The sequence below is a fragment of the Pseudaestuariivita sp. genome, from assembly GCF_052825805.1.
In genome coordinates, this window is sequence record NZ_JBRBVB010000001.1 from 23,199 (window position 1) to 37,990 (window position 14,792).

Genomic DNA, 14,792 nt, shown 5'->3' on the forward strand with positions numbered 1-14,792 from the left:
GCCCCGCCGTCCGCGCGCATCACTGCGGCATGTCCACACCGCGCTTTTTCGGCTTCGGCAGCCTCGTGAACACCGCCACCCATAGCTACCCGAACCCCCGCCCCGACCGCGCGCAGGGGTGGGAGCGGGTCTGGGTGCAGGCGCCCGGTCGCGCGGTGACGTTTCTGTCGGCGCGTCCGGCTCCGGGATCTGCGATCGACGGTCTGGTGTGCGACGTGCCGGGCGGTGACTGGGCGGCCCTCGACGTGCGCGAGGCCGGGTACACCCGCCTCGACGTCAGCGCCGACGTCGCGTCCTCTGGCGCCGTCGCGATCTACGGCACACCGAAGCTTGCGCCCGCCACGGATGCCGCCAAACCGATCCTGCTGAGCTATATCGACGTGGTGATGCAGGGATTCGGACATTGGTTCGGCGAGGACGGCGTCGCGCGCTTTTGCCAAAGCACCCGTGGCTGGCAGGTCCCGATCCTCGATGATCGCGCGGAGCCGCTCTACCCGCGTGCGCAGACGCTGACACAGGCGGAGACGGCGCGCGTCGACCGGCATCTGGCCACACTTGGTGTCCGGATCGTGCCGGCGGATGCGCTGGGAATTTAGCGCTTGACCTCAACCGCACTTGAGGTCCGACAAAGGGCGAAACCCGAAACTAGGAGACACCCCATGCCAGCGCAATTCGAACACGTGAACGTCACCGTCAGCGACCTCGACCGCTCGGTCGCCATGGTCACCGACCTCTTTGGTTGGCACGTCCGCTGGCGCGGCAAGACCATGACGGGCAGTGAGACGGCGCATGTCGGCACGAACGCGGCCTATGTCGCGCTCTACCAGCACCACGCGCAAACCGAAGAGACGCCCTCGACCTACACGACGCCGGGATCGCTCAACCACATCGGCGTGGTGGTCGACGACCTCCCCGCGCTCGAGGCCAAGGTCAAGGCGATGGGGTTCGAGACCCACGGCCACGCCGACTACGAGCCGGGACAGCGGTTCTATTTTTTCGACGCGGACAAGGTCGAATACGAGGTCGTCAGCTACGCCCGAACGGCCTGAAACGGTAGACCGGCGACGGCTATTCCCACCACGGATCGATCACGGCGATGTCGTCGTCCGACCACCCGAAATGATGCGCAAATTCGTGGACGACGATGTGGGTGACCAGCCGCTCCAGCGTCTCGCCCGGGCGCGAGGCCAGCTCGTCGAGGATGGGGCGGCGATAAAGCCAGACCGTGTCAGGCCGCATCGGCTGATCGAACACGGACTTTTCGGTGAGCGGAATGCCATCGTAGAGACCGGTGAGCTCGAGCGGATCTTCGATCTCCATCTCGCGGAGCACGTCGGCAGCTGGCCAATCCTCGACAACCAACGCGACCTCACGCGCGGCCTCAGCAAACGGCGCAGGCAGCTGCGCCACAGCCGCCTCCGCAAGCGCGTGTATGTCGTCAAGTGTAGGCGCGGCGGTCATGGGCGCATCCCAACACCGCCGCGCGGCAAAGCCAAGCGGCTAAAAGCCTGCTAGAGCTTAATCCGCTAGGCCACCGATACAGTGTTTCACGCGCCGCCCCATGGGGGGGGCGGCGCGGCCTGACGGTGCCCGTCAGGCGGGCGCTTTAATCTACGCGTGTTCGGATTGCATTTGGAGCAATACGCTTCCTAGGTTCTACCCTACAGCATCAGCTGATAGCTCGTCGGCTCGTAGGCGTAACCGTCTCCGCGCGCCACGACGTACCCCGTCGCGGGGAAGGGCATGTGATAGCCGGTGAACGGAATACCGGTCGTTGCGAGCATGTCGAGGAGGCGGCGGCGCGTGGCGGCAGCGGCCTCCTTGTCGCGGTCGAACCGGACCTCCCAGTCGGGATAGGCCAGCGACCAGACGTAGTGGTTGGCGAAATCGGCGCCCAGCATCATCTGCCGCCCGTCTGATTCGAGCATGTAGACCATGTGCCCCGGCGTGTGCCCGAAGGCGGCCATCGCGGTGATGCCGCTGGCGGCGCTCCCGCCATCCTCGACAAAGGTCATGCGCTCGGCGAGCGGGCGCACTTTGGTTTCGAACCCTTCGTTTTCGGCGGCGGCCATCGTGTCGTACTCGACCCGCCCGGTCACGTAGTCGGCATTGGCGAACGTCGGCGTGCCGTCGTCCTGCGTCAGCCCGCCGATATGGTCGCCGTGCATGTGGGTGATGACCACCGTGTCGACCTGGTCGGCGGTGTAGCCCGCACCTTCGACCGCGGCGGTGATGCCCGGGCCGTTGAACCCTGTGTCGAAGAGGACAAGCTTTTCGCCATTGTTCACGAGGACCGGGTTAAAGAAAAACTGCGTCTTGTCGACGGGGATGCGGGCGGCGGCGGAGGCTTCGGCGAACTCCTCGGCACTGACGTTCATGCCAAAGATGGTCTGTGGGTCCTCGACCGTGCGGGTGCCGGCCATGAGGGTCGTGACCTCAAAGCTGCCAAGCTTGACCCGGCGGAACTGCGGCGTGGAAACCCCCAGCATGGGCGCGCCGGCGAGCGCGCCGGTGGCGGCCGCGCCTGCGGTTGCGGCAAGACCGCCGAGGACAAGGCGGCGGGACGGGCGGATCAGATGGGTCATTCGGAACTCCTCACGTTTGTGCTAGGCCAGACGTAGAGCGCCGTGCGGCGGCGGCGATCAAAGAGACGTGAGGAGTGCGCATGAGCGAGGCAGTGACAGTGCCCACAGGGGCGTCCGTCGCGGAGTTTCTGGCATCGGCAGAGCCCGCCGGGCGGCATGAGGATGCGCTGGTGCTCGACGCGCTCTTTCGGCGCGTGACCGGGTGGCAGCCACAGATGTGGGGGCCGTCGATCATGGGGTACGGCGCCTACGATTACACCTATGACAGCGGGCGGAGTGGCACATTTCTGGCCACCGGCTTTTCGCCGCGCAAGGCCAAGATGTCCGTCTACATCATGCCGGGCTATGCAGACCATAGTGAGATGCTCGGGCGCCTCGGTCCCCACAAGATGGGGAAGGCGTGCTTGTATTTAGGGCGTTTGGGAAAGGTGGACCTTGGTGTGCTCGAAGAGCTGATCTTGGCGGGGCTGGCGGATTTGCGGAACAAGTATCCGGTGCGGGGGAGTTAGAAGCGGTTTGGTTTGAGGCTGGTTTGGTTTTGGAAATGATCCAAAGCTTGCGATCCCAACGCGCGCTCCATTCAAAGCTCCCGCCTGACGGGCACCGTCAGGCCGCGTCATGCCAAAGGCATGTCTCCGGCATGACCCGCCCCCGTCAAACCGAAGGTTTGCCTTCGGCAAAAAGGGCGGCGCGTTGCGCCACCCGTCGGGTCGGCGCGTGAATTTCTGGTTCTTTAAGCAGCGGTTCGAGATCGGCCAATTTCTCAAGCAGGTCCTGTGGAAATAAAAACACCAATTGGAACGCCTGAAGTTCGGACCAAAGACCGCTTTACCCCAACGCAGACCCCGGCAGACCGCGCGCGAGGCACACGCGGTTCCGTCCGTCTGCCTTGGCCTGATAAAGCGCTTCATCGGCGGCCTTGATGAGGTCCTGCGGATGGTTGCCGCTGGCCGGGTAGACCGCCACGCCGGAGGACACGGTCACGGTCGGCAGCACACCGCCGCCATAGCGCAACTCGACCGCCTCGATCGTCGTGCGCAGCTTTTCGGCGGCCTCTGCAGCAGTGGAGGCATCGGCGTGCGGCAACAGGACCGCGAACTCCTCCCCGCCAAAGCGGCAGGGCACATCCTCGCCCTCGAAAAGCTCGGTCAGGGCCTGCCCGATGGCGCGCAGGACCATGTCGCCCGCGTCGTGGCCGTGATTGTCGTTGAAGGATTTGAACTTGTCCGCGTCGAACGCGATCAGTGCGCTCTCATGTCCCTTCCGCCCTGCGTGCGAGAGCGCGTTGCGCATCGCGTCGAGAAAGTAGCGCCGGTTGTAGAGCCCCGTCAGCGGATCGCGCGTCGACTGGTCGCGCAGCTCGTCGCGCAGCTTGACGTTGGCGATGGCGAGGCTGACGTGCTCGTTCACCTGGGTCGCAAAGCCCTTGGGATCCCCCACGAGGCGCGCGTCCGTCAGGCCGTCGAGGCCGACGTGCATGAGGCCGACCGTGTCGCCATGCGCAATGATTGGCAGGCACAGGTAGCGCTTGGGATGGGTGTCGTGATGGTGATCGCCCACGTGGTCGCAGACAAAGCTGATCGTGTCCGGGTTGTGGTCATAGGCCCGCCCGCGGCGCAGCGACCAGCAGCTGTCGGGCGCGATGTGATCGTGCAGCGCCGCCCCGCCCCAGCTGACGACACCGTCGAGCACGTCGCGGCTGTTGGAGTAGATGTAGAGCTCTCCGGTCGACCCGCACAGGGTGCGGTCCATGAAGGTGCGGACGATTTCGAAGAGCTCGTCGAGCGATTTGCAGGTCTGCAGCCACTCGTCGAGCTCGCTGAGGATGCGGGCCTCCCGCTGGCGGCTTTGCTGCGCCTCGAGCGCGACGCGGGCCTGTTCATGCGCGCGGTCGGCCTGCCGCTTGGCCAGCGCCAGCTCGGCCTCGGCGCGCTTGGCCTTGGAGATGTCGGTAAAGGTGACCACCGACCCGCCACCCCGGACAGGCCGGATGTTGGTGGCCACCGTGCGCCCCGAGGGCAGCTTGCGGTCAAAGGCAAAGGGGCGCCCTTCGGCAAAGCGCGCCTCGGCGATCTCGGCACGATCTGAGGTGATCTCCCCCCGCGCGACGGCGGCGGCAAGAAAAGCGCGCCGCTGCGTTCCGATCTGCAGGTCGCTTTCGCGCAGCTCGAGCACGTCAAAGACGCGCGCGTTGAACATCTCGCAGATGCCTTCGCGGGACCAGACGAGCACGCCCTGCTCCATGGCGTGCAGCACCTCGTTGTCCCAGTTCGGGGTTGCTATGGTCTCGCGGTCTGCCGCAGCGCTGCCTCGCGCACTTGCCGCTGGGCCACGGATGTCCTGAACGCCGGCCTGCCGGGACGTGTCCCGCTCAGCCAGCCGTGCGCTGTCTGCCTCATGTCTCATTGCCGGCCCCAAATCCTCAGGCGCCTCCACCGCGGGTCAACCTGCACGGCGTCCCTTAAGAGCGCCCTAATCCGGCCCTGCCATCTGCGGAGACTTCCAGTCAAAACCGCGTCAAATGCGAGCAGATGGGTAGGCGCGGCGCGGGCGCGGTCTGGACATCGCGGGCGCAATCATCAACAAGCCGGGCCGAGCAAGAGGACGCGCCCCCGTGACTGATACGAGCCAGACCATCACCCGCTTTGCCCCGTCGCCGACGGGCTACCTGCACATCGGCAACCTGCGCACGGCGCTTTTCAACTGGCTGATCGCGCGCAAGGCCGGCGGGACGTTTATCCTGCGCATCGACGACACCGATCCCGAGCGGTCCAAAGAAGAGTATGTCGACGCCATCCAGGAGGACCTGACATGGCTCGGCCTGACATGGGACCGGATGGAGCGTCAGTCGGCCCGGCTCGATCGCTATGCGGCGGCGGCCGACAGCCTGCGCGCCATGGGGCGGTTCTACGAGGCGTTCGAGACGCCGACCGAGCTGGACCTCAAGCGCAAGAAGCAGCTCAACATGGGCAAGCCGCCGGTCTATGACCGGGCCGCGCTGGCGCTGAGCGAGGCCGAGAAATCCGCGCTGCGCGCCGAGCGGGGTCAGGGCGTGTGGCGGTTCAAGCTGGACCATCAGCGGATCGAGTGGACCGACGGGATCCTCGGGGACATCAGCATCGATGCGGCCTCTGTCTCGGACCCGGTGCTGATCCGGCAGGACGGTCAGGTGCTCTACACGCTGGCCTCGGTGGTCGACGACACGGAGATGGGCGTGACCCATGTGGTGCGCGGCTCGGATCACGTGACGAACACGGCGACGCAAATCCAGATGATCGAGGCGCTCGGGGCTGTGCCGCCGTCCTTCGCGCACCACTCGCTGTTGACGGGTCCGCAGGGGGAGGCGCTTTCGAAACGGCTCGGCACGCTCAGCCTGCGCGATCTGCGCGCGAGGGGCGTGGCACCGATGGCGGTGCTGAGCCTGATGGCGCGGCTCGGCTCGTCGGACCCGGTGGAGCTGCGCAGCTCGCAGGACGAGCTGATCGAGGGCTTTGACCTGACGAAGTTCGGCTCGGCGCCGACCAAGTTCGACGAGGCAGACCTCGATCCGTTGACGGCAAGGCACCTAGCCGGGCTGCCGCTGGAGGCGGTTGCCGCCGACATCGCGGCCCTGGGCGTTCCGCAGGATCAGGCGGCGCAGTTCTGGGACGTCACACGCGAGAACATCGGCACGATGGGGGATCTCGCCGGTTGGTGGACGCTGATGCAGGAAGGCGCCGATCCGGTGATCGCGGACGAGGACGCGGCCTTTGTCGCCGAGGCGCTGGCGCTGATGCCGGAGAGTCCGTGGGACGAGACGACCTGGGGCGCGTGGACCGGCGCGGTCAAGACGGCGACCGGGCGCAAAGGTCGCGGGCTTTTTATGCCGTTGCGTAAGGCGCTGACGGGTCAGGCGCATGGGCCGGACATGGCCAAGCTGTTGCCGCTTTTGCGGGTGGTGCGCGCGAAGGGGTAGTCGGCTTTTCGGCAGTGCCCACCTTGCCGGTGCTTGTTGCAGGGCGGAGTATGGTAGGCAATGCGGTAGGTACTCTTTCGACGGAGCCACCGGTGCAAGACACCAATGCGGCTTTAGTTCGGCACTGCCCACCTTACGGTTGCGCCTTCAGAGCGAGGTAACGACGCCGTTCTGTATCTGTGCGTAATAAGCGCTATCGACCACGCGACTGGCGTCTGACGTTGCTGCTGCCTACGTTCGGCAGTGCCCACCTTACTAGGGTGAATTTTAAGCGAGGTAAGGCGGGCACTGCCGAACGTGAAAGGGCACATTCGTGCAACGCGGTAAGGTGGGCAGTGCCGCATTCGGGATCGCGGTCAGACCCGAACCTAGACTGCACTGCCCACCTTACGCCTCGTCGCGAAAGCCGTTCACGATCGGATACCGCCGGTCCAGCCAGAAGGCGCGTTTGGTCAGACGCGTGCCGGGCGCCGACTGGAAGCGCTTGTATTCGCTGAGGTAAATCAGCCGCTCCACTTGTTTCACATCCGCGCGGGCAAAGCCTGCATCCACACAATCGGCCACGCTGGCCTCGTCGTCCACGAGCATCTCGAGGATGCCGTCGAGCACCGCGTAGTCGGGCAGCGAATCGCTGTCCTTCTGATCCTCGCGCAATTCAGCCGACGGCGGCTTGTTGATGATCGAGACCGGGATGACCTCGCCCGCGGGGCCCTTCATCCATCCCCGGTGCTGGTCATTGCGCCAGCGGCACGTCTCGAAGACGCGCATCTTGTAGAGGTCCTTGATCGGATTGTACCCGCCCGACATGTCGCCGTAGATCGTGGCATAGCCGACGGCGACTTCGGACTTGTTTCCGGTGGTCAGGAGCATCTCTCCGAACTTGTTCGACAGCGCCATGAGCAGCAGCCCGCGCAGGCGGGACTGGATGTTTTCCTCGGTGATGTCGGGCGTGGTGCCTTCGAAAAGCGGGCCCAGCGCTTCGGTCACTGCCGCGCGAGGGCCGGAGATCGGGACAAAGTCGTACCGGGCGCCCAGCGCCTCCGCGCAGGCTTGCGCGTCATCGAGCGAGCCTTGCGAGGTGTATTCGGACGGCAGCATCACGCATCGCACGTTTTCCGGGCCGAGCGCGTCCACGGCGATGGTCGCCACCAACGCCGAATCGACGCCGCCCGACATGCCGAGCAGCACCTTTTCAAAGCCCGTCTTGCCGCAATAGTCGCGCAGCGATTGCACCATGGCGCGGTAGTCGGCCTCCCATTCGTCCAGCTCGGGGGCGACTTCGCCGGGGACCACGCGCCAGCCTTCGGCGCCGCGTTCGAGGTCGATATGGCTGACGACGCTGTCGAACATCGGCGCACGCCACGCCAGCGCCCCGCCCGGGTTCAGTGCAAAGGAGCCACCGTCGAACACCTGGTCGTCCTGCCCTCCCACCATGTTGAGGTAGATCAGCGGCAGGCCCGTCTCGACCACACGGGCGACCATGTGGTTGAGCCGGGTCTCCATCTTGCCGCGGTAGTAGGGCGAGCCGTTGGGGACCAGCAGGAACTCCGCGCCGGTCTCTTCGAGCGTTTCGGCCACGTCCTCGTGCCAGCTGTCCTCGCAGATGGGCGAACCGATGCGGGCGTTCGAGACGACGTACGGCCCGCCGATGGGCCCGCTGTCGAAGATGCGCACTTCGTCGAACACCGTCTCGTTCGGCAAGTGGTGCTTGAGCACGCGGCTCACGACTTTGCCGCCCCGGCAGACGTGGTAGGCGTTGAAGAGCTTGCCATCCTCGACCCACGGCCCGCCGATGGCAAGCGCAGGACCGTTCGCGCAATCCTTGGCGAGCGTTTCGATGGCGGCGATGGCGGCCTCGTGGAAGGCCGGTTTGCGCACCAGGTCCTGCGCGTTGTAGCCGGTGATGAACATCTCGGTCATCGCGACGAGGTCCGCGCCCGCCTTTTTGCCGGCCTCCCACGCCTCCCGCGCCTTTTGCGCATTGCCGTCTATGTCACCGACGACGGGATTGAGTTGCGCCAGTGTGATGCGGAAACGGTCGCTCATGTGTGTTGTCCCTCGGCCTTGGAGGGTGACTTAGCAGATGGGAGGCGGAGGGAAAGGTGGATGTGAGGTCGCGGCAGACGTGATGGGTTGCGAGCGCCAATATGCGTGGCATCAGGTGCGCTGCACGTCGACCGGCCGCGGTGCGTCGATCGCACGTTTGCTCTAAGCGTTTTTTTCTCTGCCAAATCCGGAAGACCTTGGATCGCAGCGCTAACTTCGACGTATCGACGTGCCGTCACGCCAGAGGCGTGCCATCGATAGGTGGCGCACCTTTGGTGCGACGAGCGGTCCGTCAATGTGCCGCGCCTGCGGCTTGGTTCAGCACGGGTGAAGGGCTCAATTGGGCAATTTATATTCATCGGTAGAAAAGTGTTCAAAGTGACAGATCGGAGCCGGTGCAATCGAGATTGAGCGCATCGTCGGGCCGCGGTGCGTCGAACCACAGCGTTTCTACGCGCCTTTACGGTTGCCAAGTTCGGAAGACCTCTGAGCGAGGCGTTTACGTCTATGTATCGACGTGCCGTGGGGGCGGCCCGTCGATGTGAGGCGGCTGCGCCTTGATTCCGCACTGGTGAGAAGCTCAGTCGCGCAACTTACATTCATTGACAATAGACAGCCAATTACGCGGCCGCGATGGCGGTGCATCTAAGTGCGAGCATATCTTCGGGGCGCGGTACGTCGAACCAACGCTCGTTGCGAGCGCCTTTATCTCTGCCAAATCCCGAAGACCTTGAATCGAAGCGCTAACCTCGACGTATCGACGTGCTGTCACGCCAGAGGCGTGCCAATCATAGACGGCGCACCTTTGATGCGACGGGCGGCCCGTCGATCTGCGGCGGCTGCGCCTTGATTCCGCACAGGGGCTTTGCTCAAACCAAAGACTGCGTGCGTCCGGGGGATGGTAGGCGAAGTTAAGGCCACACCTCCCCGCCCATTCCTCCGCCCACTGCCCGCACACCCCATTGCCGCCCGGCGAGGGTTCACCTAACCTGCCGCCAAGCACACGGGACACCTGCGCCGGGGGATACGCGCAATGCACCACACGACACTGATCGCCGCCGCCATTGCGCTTGCCTTCGCCACCGGCGCGCAGGCGCAATCGGACGAGGTCGTCACCAAGCAATACGACGACGGCGGCGTCTACGAAGGCACCTTCAAGGACGGCCTGCAGCACGGCACCGGCACCTATCGGCTGCCGAACGGGTACGAGTATACCGGCGAGTGGGTCGAGGGCGAAATCCGCGGCATGGGCGTCGCGCGCTTCCCCAACGGTTCGGTCTACGAAGGCACCTTTGCCAAGGGCAAACCCGAGGGTGTGGGCAAGATCACATTCGCAGACGGCGGCACCTACGAGGGCAACTGGCTCGACGGGAAGATCACCGGCCAGGGCGTCGCCATCTACGCCAACGGCGTGCGCTTCGAAGGCAGCTTCCGCAACGCCATGCACCACGGGCGCGGCGTGATGATCTCTCCGGGCGGGTACATCTACGACGGCGACTGGGTGAACGGCGAAAAGGACGGCGAGGCGACGGTGACCTATCCCGACGGCGCGCTCTACAAAGGCTCGATCGTGCAGGGCAGCCGCGAGGGCCAGGGCACGCTGACGATGCCCGACGGGCTGGTCTACTCCGGCCTCTGGCAGGACGGAAAGATCAACGGTCCCGGCACCCTCACCCAGCCGAACGGCGACGTCTACGAAGGCCAGATGGTCGACGGGCGGCGGGAAGGACAGGGCAAGGTGACCTTTGCCAACGGCGACACCTACGAGGGACAGTTCCGCGCCGACCAGCGCCACGGACAGGGGACCTTCACCGGGCAGGACGGCTACGAATATACCGGCGCCTGGGTGAACGGCCAGATCGAGGGCGACGGTCAGGTCACCTACCCCGACGGGTCGATCTACGTCGGCCAGTTCCGGGGCGATCTGGCGGACGGTGTCGGAACGATCACCTACCCCGACGGCAACACCTACGAGGGCGAGTGGGTGGCCGGCGTGATCGAGGGCAACGGCAAGGCCACCTATACCAATGGGCTGGTCTACGAAGGCGCCTTCCAGAACGCGCGCAACCATGGGTTCGGCATCATGACCTTTCCCGACGGCTACCGCTACGAGGGCAACTGGCAGAACGGCCAGCGCCATGGCGAGGGCACGGCCACCTACCCCGACGGCACCGTCTACACCGGCACGTTCGTGAACGGACAGCGCGACGGGACCGGGCGGATCGTCATGGCCGATGGCTTCACCTACGAGGGCGCCTGGTCGAACGGGGAGATCAACGGGCGCGGTACGGCAACCTACACCAACGGGGACGTCTACGAGGGCATGTTCGTGGCCGGCAAGCGCGAGGGACCCGGCACGATGCGCTACGCCACCGGGCAGGTTGCCGAAGGCGAGTGGGTGAGCGGCGCGCTGACCGACCAGACCGCGCCGGCGCAGCCCGCTGCACCCGCGACCGAGGCCGAGGCCGAGGCAGAAGAGCCCGCAGCGGACAGCAACTGACGCGGACCGGGGTCGCCATTGCGTCAGGCGGCCCGGACGAAAGCCCGAGCAAAAACGAAGCCACAGACAACAAGGCCGCCCCATGGCCCATGTGCTCCTGGCGCTGCCGCGCTTTCACACCAACCTCTTTTTCGCCGCGCGCGCGCTGACGGCGGCGGGCCACAAGGTGACCGTGCTCGCAGTGCATGCCGCAGCCCTCGAGGATCACAGCGACGTTCAGCCCATCGTGGTCGGCAAGGCGCCGGACCCGCGCCACGTGGCTCAGCTGGTGGCAGACGCCGCGCCCGACCTCGTGCTGGTGCGCAACATCACGCCGCTCTCGCAGGCGGTGGCGCGGGCGGCGCGGCTGCAGCGGCGCAAGTGCCTGCTCTACAACCTCGCGCCGATGACGGAGGTGCCATCAACCGCCCGCCGGTTCCTTTTATGGCGCAAGGGGATGCCGCAGAACCGGGTGACGCCCTGCCCCGGCCTCGACCCCTCCGCGCCGCGTGATCCGCGCGCGACGTATTTGCCCTGGCCGGTGGCGGCGCTGCCCGGCGGGGCGCGCAGAGCGTCGGACAAGCTGCGCTTATTGTGCGTCGCCAAGCTCGGCCAGCCGCGCAAGAACCAGGACAAGCTCATCGCCGCGATCGAGGCTGCTGGCCTTGAGGCTCATGTCCACCTGACCCTCATCGGCAACGACGATTTGCGCGGGTCCGACATGGATGCGGGCTACCTCCAGCGGATAATGGACGCCGGGCAGAAGGACTGGATCACCGTGCAAGGCCCGGTGCCGTATGCCGAAATGCCCGCCGTCTACCGCGAGCACGATGTGATCGTAATGCCAAGCAATGACGAGCCGCTCGGCATGGCTCCGGTGGAGGCGATGGCCTACGGCCTGGCTCCTGTGATCTCGGATGCCAGCGGGTCGGCGGGGTATCTGACCGATGGCGTCGATGGGCTGCGGGTGGATATGCGCGATCCGGTCTCGCTCGAACAGGCGCTCACGCGGTTGGTGAAGGAGCCGGGGCTGGCAGATCAGCTTGGCAAGGCCGCGCTGCAGCTGGCTGAAACCGAGCTGAGCCCAGCACACTTCCTCCAACGTTTCGAAGCGCTCCTATTGTAGCGATAGGAGGAGTGCGCATAGCCAAGATAGGCGATCAGCAAGCCTGAAACCGCAGTTCACGCGCCGGCCCGCGGGGTGGCGCATCGCGCCGCCCCAGGGGGGCGGGTCGGCGCGGCCTGATAGTGCCTGTCAGGCGGGCGGTTTGATCTGAGAGGTCGCGAAAAGGGCTATGTCGTAACAGAATTTTCGCAAGAAAATTCTGTCCGCACTACACCAACTCCCCCTTGTCAAGTTTGGCCAGCCAACGGTCCGCATCACGCAAGACGGCGTCGCGACGCTCCTCGTCCATCCGCTCCCACGTCCGGTACATCTGCGCCATGCGCGGGTTCTCCTCGAACTTGTCCCGGTGCCGCATCAAGAAGTGCCAGTAGAGCAGATTGAACGGGCACGCCTTGTCACCCGTCTTGGCGCTCACCTTGTACGAGCAGCCTTTGCAGTAGTCCGACATTCGGTTGATGTAGGCGCCGCTCGAGACATAGGGCTTCGACGCGATCACCCCGCCGTCCGCGAATTGCGACATGCCGATCACGTTGGGCGCCTCCACCCATTCAAAGGCGTCGGCGTAGACCTCCAGATACCACTCGTGCACGCCATGCGGATCGAGCCCGGCCAGCAGAGCAAAATTGCCGGTCACCATCAGCCGCTGGATGTGATGGGCGTAAGCTTCCTCCCCCGTCTGCGCGACCGCCTTGGACACGCAATTCATCTGCGTCGGCTTGCCCCAGTAAAACCCCGGCACCTCCCGGTCATGGCCGAGGAAGTTGCGGTCCGTATACTCCGGCCCCTCGAGGAAATAGATGCCGCGCACGTAGTCACGCCACCCGATGATTTGCCGGATAAAGCCCTCAACCGCGTTAATTGGCGCGTCTCCCGACTGGTAGGCAGCCTCCGCCCGCTTGCAGACCTCGAGCGGGTCCAAAAGCCCGATGTTGATGTAGGGCGAGACAATTGCGTGATAGAGGAACTTGTGCTCGGACAGCATCGCGTCCTGATAGTCGCCAAACCGCGGCAGCGCCTTTTCGATGAAGTGATCGAGCACCTTTTCCGCCTGCTCTGCATCCGTCGCAAAACCGAAAGGCCGCAGGTCGCCAAAGTGATTGCCGAACCGCCGCTCGACCAGCTCCAGCACCTCCTCTACCGTCTCATCCGGCTCGAACCAAAGAGGCTCGTGCGTCACCTCGTCCGGCGCGGGCTTGCGGTTTTCGTGGTCGAAATTCCACTTCCCCTCGACAGGGTCCTTCCCGTCCATCAAGAGGCCCGTCTTGCGCCGCATGTCGCGATAAAAGTACTCCATCCGCAGCGCCTTGCGCCCGTCGGCCCACTTTTCGAACTCGGCATGGGAGGCGATGAACCGGTCGTCCCCCAGCATCTCCGTCGTGAGCGGCAAGTGCTTGAGCTTATTGATCAAACGCCACTCACCTGGCTCTGTCACCAGCGCGCTGTCAAAGCCCGTCTCCTCGGCCCGCCGCAAAAGCTCCCCGCCAATCGAGTCCGACGCATCCGGGTCATCGAGCTTTGTGTAGCGCACGTCCCAACCGTCCTCCCCGAGGCGCGCAGCGAACTTGCGCATCGCCGCCAGGATCAGTGCAATCTTCTTGGGGTGGTGCTTGACGTAGGTCGTCTCGTCCGTGACCTCGGCCATCACGACCACATCTTTGGACTTGTCCGCCGCTTTGAGCGCTGCGACTTCAGTCGTCAGCTGATCGCCGAGAACCAGAACAAGACGGCTCACCAGGGAATCTCCTTGCCGGCATAGTCAAAGAAGCCTCCCGACTGGTCGGCAGAGAGACCATCCAGCACGTCCAGCAGCATCTCCGCCGTCTCATCCGGCGGCGTCGTCTTGTGCCGCCCTGCGTATTTCTCGGTGAATTTCGTTGCAACCGTGCCCGGATGAAGCGCCACACAGACGGCCTCCTTATGCGTGCGCCTCAGCTCGATTGCCGCCGTATGCACCACCTGGTTCACCGCCGCCTTCGCCACCCGGTAAGAATACCACCCGCCGATCTGGTTGTCGCCGATGGAGCCCACCCGGGCCGAGAGCACCGCCATCACCGAGCGTTTGTCCCTCGGCAAAAGCGCGCCCGCATGTTTCAGCACCATCGCCGGACCAATGGCGTTCGTCGCGAACTGGTCCATCATGGCCTTGGGATCGAGCGACCGGATGGTCTTCTCAGGCGTGGCCCCGTCGATCTCGAGCGCGCCTGTCGCGCAAAGGATGATCTCGTAAGGGCCTTTCAAAGCCTTTGCCGCCTTGGACACAGAAGCCTCGTCCGTCACATCCACGCCGTCGCTCGACCGCGAGAGCCCGGTCACCTCATGCCCCCGCCCTTCCAAAGCTGCCACCAAAGCCGAGCCGATCCCGCCCGAGCTGCCGAATACCAGTGCCTTTGCCATGCGTGCCTCCGTGCTGCCTCCACGCGACTTAGCCTTGCGGCGCAACTTGGCGAGGGGCGAAGGCGGCGGACAAAAAAGGACTTTCCCCTCGGGCACGAGCGGCGTAATGTCACGCGCATGTCTCGCAATGGTCAGATCGCAGCTCTGCTGCTCCTTCTTCTTAGCCGCCTCTGAGCGTGCCCTTCGGCGCGTCCGCTCAGAGGGGAC

Annotated in this window: 12 protein-coding genes; 6 read left to right on the plus strand and 6 right to left on the minus strand. The window is 65.1% G+C overall.

The genetic code is table 11. From position 1 onward, the window contains the following. Nucleotides 1–29 precede the first annotated feature (29 nt). Nucleotides 30–596 (plus strand): gamma-glutamylcyclotransferase, encoded by a 567-nt coding sequence (locus tag ACU0B3_RS00115; protein WP_446258768.1) that lies wholly within the window; start codon nucleotides 30–32, stop codon nucleotides 594–596. Nucleotides 597–659: 63 nt separating this feature from the next. Next, nucleotides 660–1,049: a VOC family protein gene (locus ACU0B3_RS00120; RefSeq protein WP_446258769.1), complete on the plus strand. Its 390-nt coding sequence runs from the start codon at nucleotides 660–662 to the stop codon at nucleotides 1,047–1,049. A gap of 19 nt (nucleotides 1,050–1,068) precedes the next feature. Here ACU0B3_RS00120 and ACU0B3_RS00125 read toward each other — a convergent pair whose 3' ends face one another. Together ACU0B3_RS00125 and ACU0B3_RS00130 are read right to left on the minus strand one after the other, a co-directional pair. After that, nucleotides 1,069–1,461, minus strand: a complete 393-nt coding sequence (locus ACU0B3_RS00125; protein ID WP_446258770.1) for a metallopeptidase family protein — start codon at nucleotides 1,459–1,461, stop codon at nucleotides 1,069–1,071. A gap of 200 nt (nucleotides 1,462–1,661) precedes the next feature. After that, entirely contained in the window at nucleotides 1,662–2,585 is a 924-nt protein-coding gene (locus tag ACU0B3_RS00130) for an MBL fold metallo-hydrolase (RefSeq protein WP_446258771.1), read from the minus strand. 80 nt (nucleotides 2,586–2,665) lie between these two features. Between ACU0B3_RS00130 and ACU0B3_RS00135 the strand changes: the two genes are divergently transcribed. Then, complete coding sequence (locus tag ACU0B3_RS00135) at nucleotides 2,666–3,094, plus strand: DUF1801 domain-containing protein (RefSeq protein WP_446258772.1); 429 nt, start codon at nucleotides 2,666–2,668, stop codon at nucleotides 3,092–3,094. 319 nt (nucleotides 3,095–3,413) lie between these two features. Here the strand turns inward: ACU0B3_RS00135 and ACU0B3_RS00140 are convergent, their stop codons facing one another. Continuing rightward, complete coding sequence (locus ACU0B3_RS00140; RefSeq protein WP_446258773.1) at nucleotides 3,414–4,991, minus strand: diguanylate cyclase; 1,578 nt, start codon at nucleotides 4,989–4,991, stop codon at nucleotides 3,414–3,416. 208 nt (nucleotides 4,992–5,199) lie between these two features. Here ACU0B3_RS00140 and gltX point away from each other — a divergent pair, with 208 nt between their 5' ends. After that, complete coding sequence (gltX, locus tag ACU0B3_RS00145; protein WP_446258774.1) at nucleotides 5,200–6,540, plus strand: glutamate--tRNA ligase; 1,341 nt, start codon at nucleotides 5,200–5,202, stop codon at nucleotides 6,538–6,540. A gap of 387 nt (nucleotides 6,541–6,927) precedes the next feature. Here gltX and ACU0B3_RS00150 read toward each other — a convergent pair whose 3' ends face one another. After that, nucleotides 6,928–8,586 (minus strand): NAD+ synthase, encoded by a 1,659-nt coding sequence (locus ACU0B3_RS00150; protein ID WP_446258775.1) that lies wholly within the window; start codon nucleotides 8,584–8,586, stop codon nucleotides 6,928–6,930. A gap of 1,033 nt (nucleotides 8,587–9,619) precedes the next feature. Between ACU0B3_RS00150 and ACU0B3_RS00155 the strand changes: the two genes are divergently transcribed. Together ACU0B3_RS00155 and ACU0B3_RS00160 are read left to right on the plus strand one after the other, a co-directional pair. Beyond that, nucleotides 9,620–11,086, plus strand: a complete 1,467-nt coding sequence (locus ACU0B3_RS00155) for an MORN repeat-containing protein (RefSeq protein ID WP_446258776.1) — start codon at nucleotides 9,620–9,622, stop codon at nucleotides 11,084–11,086. A gap of 82 nt (nucleotides 11,087–11,168) precedes the next feature. Next, a complete protein-coding gene (locus tag ACU0B3_RS00160; RefSeq protein ID WP_446258777.1) occupies nucleotides 11,169–12,191 on the plus strand; it encodes a glycosyltransferase family 4 protein in 1,023 nt (340 codons plus the stop codon). Nucleotides 12,192–12,399: 208 nt separating this feature from the next. Here the strand turns inward: ACU0B3_RS00160 and ACU0B3_RS00165 are convergent, their stop codons facing one another. Both ACU0B3_RS00165 and ACU0B3_RS00170 read right to left on the minus strand, forming a co-directional pair. Continuing rightward, a complete protein-coding gene (locus ACU0B3_RS00165; RefSeq protein WP_446258778.1) occupies nucleotides 12,400–13,923 on the minus strand; it encodes a cryptochrome/photolyase family protein in 1,524 nt (507 codons plus the stop codon). After that, complete coding sequence (locus ACU0B3_RS00170) at nucleotides 13,920–14,585, minus strand: SDR family NAD(P)-dependent oxidoreductase (RefSeq protein ID WP_446258779.1); 666 nt, start codon at nucleotides 14,583–14,585, stop codon at nucleotides 13,920–13,922. The genes ACU0B3_RS00165 and ACU0B3_RS00170 overlap by 4 nt, the downstream gene beginning before the upstream one ends. Nucleotides 14,586–14,792 lie beyond the last annotated feature (207 nt).

What these genes read in the sequence shown, in the direction of transcription:
- ACU0B3_RS00150 (WP_446258775.1), bottom strand. Translation starts at nt 8,586, where the DNA reads ATGAGCGACCGTTTCCGCATCACACTGGCGCAACTCAATCCCGTCGTC.
- ACU0B3_RS00125 (WP_446258770.1), bottom strand. Translation starts at nt 1,461, where the DNA reads ATGACCGCCGCGCCTACACTTGACGACATACACGCGCTTGCGGAGGCG.
- ACU0B3_RS00135 (WP_446258772.1), top strand. Translation starts at nt 2,666, where the DNA reads ATGAGCGAGGCAGTGACAGTGCCCACAGGGGCGTCCGTCGCGGAGTTT.
- ACU0B3_RS00155 (WP_446258776.1), top strand. Translation starts at nt 9,620, where the DNA reads ATGCACCACACGACACTGATCGCCGCCGCCATTGCGCTTGCCTTCGCC.
- ACU0B3_RS00170 (WP_446258779.1), bottom strand. Translation starts at nt 14,585, where the DNA reads ATGGCAAAGGCACTGGTATTCGGCAGCTCGGGCGGGATCGGCTCGGCT.
- ACU0B3_RS00120 (WP_446258769.1), top strand. Translation starts at nt 660, where the DNA reads ATGCCAGCGCAATTCGAACACGTGAACGTCACCGTCAGCGACCTCGAC.
- ACU0B3_RS00115 (WP_446258768.1), top strand. Translation starts at nt 30, where the DNA reads ATGTCCACACCGCGCTTTTTCGGCTTCGGCAGCCTCGTGAACACCGCC.
- ACU0B3_RS00130 (WP_446258771.1), bottom strand. Translation starts at nt 2,585, where the DNA reads ATGACCCATCTGATCCGCCCGTCCCGCCGCCTTGTCCTCGGCGGTCTT.
- ACU0B3_RS00160 (WP_446258777.1), top strand. Translation starts at nt 11,169, where the DNA reads ATGGCCCATGTGCTCCTGGCGCTGCCGCGCTTTCACACCAACCTCTTT.
- ACU0B3_RS00140 (WP_446258773.1), bottom strand. Translation starts at nt 4,991, where the DNA reads ATGAGACATGAGGCAGACAGCGCACGGCTGGCTGAGCGGGACACGTCC.